The organism is Rhizobacter sp. P2_H2 (assembly GCF_056403375.1).
The window spans coordinates 1-2,836 of sequence record NZ_JBFUFP010000728.1 but is presented as its reverse complement, the minus strand read 5'-3'; the positions used below and the strand labels follow the sequence as shown (position 1 = coordinate 2,836).

The 2,836-nt window shown below is 71.5% G+C and carries 4 protein-coding genes; 3 read left to right on the top strand and 1 reads right to left on the bottom strand.

The window, feature by feature from the left end; all coding sequences use genetic code 11:
- The 3 genes from lexA to AC1D15_RS25365 all read left to right on the top strand — a co-directional run.
- Window positions 1–648, top strand: a 648-nt coding sequence (gene lexA, locus AC1D15_RS25375) for a transcriptional repressor LexA (protein WP_477828164.1), incomplete at its 5' end; no start/stop codon positions are given.
- Window positions 648–959 carry a helix-hairpin-helix domain-containing protein gene (locus tag AC1D15_RS25370; protein WP_477828163.1) on the top strand — a complete coding sequence of 104 codons (312 nt, stop codon included), beginning with the start codon at window positions 648–650 and terminating at the stop codon, window positions 957–959. The genes lexA and AC1D15_RS25370, both read left to right, overlap by 1 nt.
- Before the next feature lie 9 nt (window positions 960–968).
- Entirely contained in the window at window positions 969–1,208 is a 240-nt protein-coding gene (locus AC1D15_RS25365) for an isochorismatase family protein (RefSeq protein ID WP_477828165.1), read from the top strand.
- Here AC1D15_RS25365 and AC1D15_RS25360 read toward each other — a convergent pair.
- Window positions 1,209–2,836: penicillin acylase family protein (locus AC1D15_RS25360; RefSeq protein WP_477828162.1), on the bottom strand; the 1,628-nt coding region annotated here is incomplete at its 5' end.

Genomic DNA, 2,836 nt, shown 5'->3' with positions numbered 1-2,836 from the left:
CGCCAGCAGCAGATCCTCGACCTGGTGCAGAGCGCGATCGAGCGCACCGGTGCGCCGCCCACCCGGGCCGAGATCGCGAACGAGCTGGGCTTCAAGTCGGCCAACGCCGCCGAAGAACACCTGCAGGCGCTGGCCCGCAAGGGCGTCATCGAGCTGGTGGGCGGCACCTCGCGCGGCATCCGTCTGCAGTCTGACACATTGCGCGCGCTGAACCAGAGCCGCGGCAAGCAGTTCAGCCTGCCGCTGCCCAGCCTCTCGCAGCTCACACTGCCGCTGGTCGGGCGCGTCGCGGCCGGCAGCCCGATCCTCGCGCAGGAGCACATCGACCAGACCTACCTGATGGAAGCCAGCCTGTTCGCACGCCGGCCCGATTTCCTGCTGAAGGTGCGCGGCATGAGCATGCGCGACGCCGGCATCATGGATGGCGACCTGCTCGCGGTGCAGAAGGCCAAGGACGCGAAGAACGGCCAGATCGTCGTCGCGCGGCTCGGCGACGAGGTCACCGTGAAGCGCTTCAAGCGCACCCGCACCAGCATCGAGCTGCTGCCGGAGAACCCCGATTTCGAACCCATCGTCGTGCCGTTCGGCGATGTCGACTTCGAACTCGAGGGGTTGGCGGTCGGCCTGATCCGCAACAGCATGCTGTGATGGAGGCCGCCGTGGTGATCAAGGCCCCCAAGGCGGCGAGTGCCGCGGAGTGCAAGGCGCTCGAGCAACTGCCCAACATCGGCCCCGCGCTGGCCGCCGACCTGCGGCTGATCGGCATCCAGGAGCCGAAGGACCTGCGCGGCAAGGATGCCTTCGTGCTGTACCAGCGCCTGTGCGCGATCACCGGGCAGCGCCACGACCCGTGCGTGCTCGACACCTTCATGGCCGCCACCGATTTCATGGGCGGCGCGCCCGCCGCGCCGTGGTGGGCCTACACCGCGCAGCGCAAGGCCCTGTTTGGGCAGGTGTGACGGCGATGCATCGACCAGCTGCTGGTGTGCGGCCTGCAGAGCGAGGTCTGCGTCACCCACACCTCGCAATCGGCGCTGGCGCTCGGCTACGACGTGATCCTCGCGAGCGACTCGCACGGCACCTGGCCCGACGCCACCTCGGGCGCCGACGAGATCATCGCCCGCCAGAACGAGGCGCTGGCCGCCCAGGGCGTGCGGCTGATGAGCACGCGGGAGATCGTCGGCCAGCTCGCACAGTTGGAGCGCTGATCAGCGCGGCGACAACACCAGCGTGTGCTCCGCCGGCGTGCCCCACACCGGCACGTCATCCACCTTCGCCCAGCGCTCGACGAAGCTGCGGTACAGCGGCGAAAACACGATGCCCGATTGCCCGCTCGACTGCACGAAGCGTGAGCGAGCCGGGTCGCCCAGGTCGTACAGCGCCCGCAGCGACGGCCCGTGCTCGGCCAGGTACAGCTCGCCGGTCGTCGCGTCCGGCCGCAGGCCGACACGCGACACATTGACGGTGTAGGTGTCGCCGCCCACCGGCGCCCGCAGCTCGAACCAGCGTGCCAGCGCCTTCACCTTGCTGAACGGCCGGTGCTCGGCCCGGGCCTGGTGCGCCCGGCCCCATTGCCAGCTCGCCACGTCGCTGCCCTGCGACTGCTGCAGCTCGTCGAGCGCCCGCGTGAACGCCGCGTCCACCTGCTGCGCGCAGGTCTCGACCACCGGCGTCGCCTTGTCATCGCACCACCAGCCGTCCTGGCGCGCCAGCACACCTTCCAGCGCCTCGCGGAAGCTGCGGCTGCCGAGCTGCCGCTCGTACAGCGCGGCGCCGAGCTCGTCGCTGAACACCGCCTGCGTCAGCTGCCGCACCCAGGCCGACAGGATCAGCGGCGCCGCGCGGTCGGCCGCCATCGTGCCGTCGAACGAGGCCAACTCACGCTGCGCCGCCGCGGCCAGCGGGTGGGGCGACACCGCGCGCTTCAGCACCGGCAGCAGCTTCAGCGCCGCCAGCGACAGCTGGTCGCGCTGGATGGCCCGCAGGCTGGCGATCGAATGCTTGGTCGTCGCGGCCAACAGCTGCTCGATGCGCTGCTGGCGGTACGGCACCGCCCACTCGCTGGTCAGGAAATGCGGGTAGTCCGGGCCGACGATGYGCTGGTTCGCGGTCGCGATCCAGCCGCGGGCCGGATCGATCTCGCGCGGCGTCTCGCCGGCCGGCACGCTGCCGACCCAGTCGTAGCGCACCTCCCAGCCCGGTGCCGGCACCAGCCCCTTCAGGTCGTGGCCGGGCCCGCGCACCGGCACGCGGCCGGGCGCCACCATCGCGATGCGGCCCTGCGTGTCGKCCACCACCATGCTCTGCATCGGCGCGATGTAGCCCGCCGACGCCGCGATGAACTCGTCGACCGAGCGCGCCGAGTTGAAACCGATGCCGGCATCGACCGCCGTCCCGGCGTCGGCGTCGAGGGCCGTCCAGCGCATCGCCAGCGCATAGGCCGGCGCGTTCGGCGCACCGGTCAGCCCCTCGGTCGGGCCGCCCGCGTCGGAGATCACCGGCCCGTGGCGGCTGCTGCGCACGGTCACCGTCACGTCGGGATGCCCCTTGACCTGGATGACCTCGGTCGTGCGCTCGAACGCCGCCCAGCCATCGGGCGTCTGGTACTGCGTCGGGTCGCCGGGGCGCAGGCGTTCGAGGTAGAGGTCCTGCACGTCCGGCGCGGTGTTGGTGAAGCCCCAGGCGATGTGGTCGTTCTGGCCGAGCACGACGATCGGCAGGCCGGGCATCGTCGCGCCGGCCACGTGGAAGCCGGGCGCATCGAGCCGCGCCAGGTACCACAGCGACGGCGCGCTGAGCTTCAGGTGCGGGTCGTTGGCCAGCAGCGGCTTGCCGC

Coding starts and splice junctions, on each gene's coding strand:
- AC1D15_RS25370 (WP_477828163.1), top strand. CDS start 648: ATGGAGGCCGCCGTGGTGATCAAGGCCCCCAAGGCGGCGAGTGCCGCG.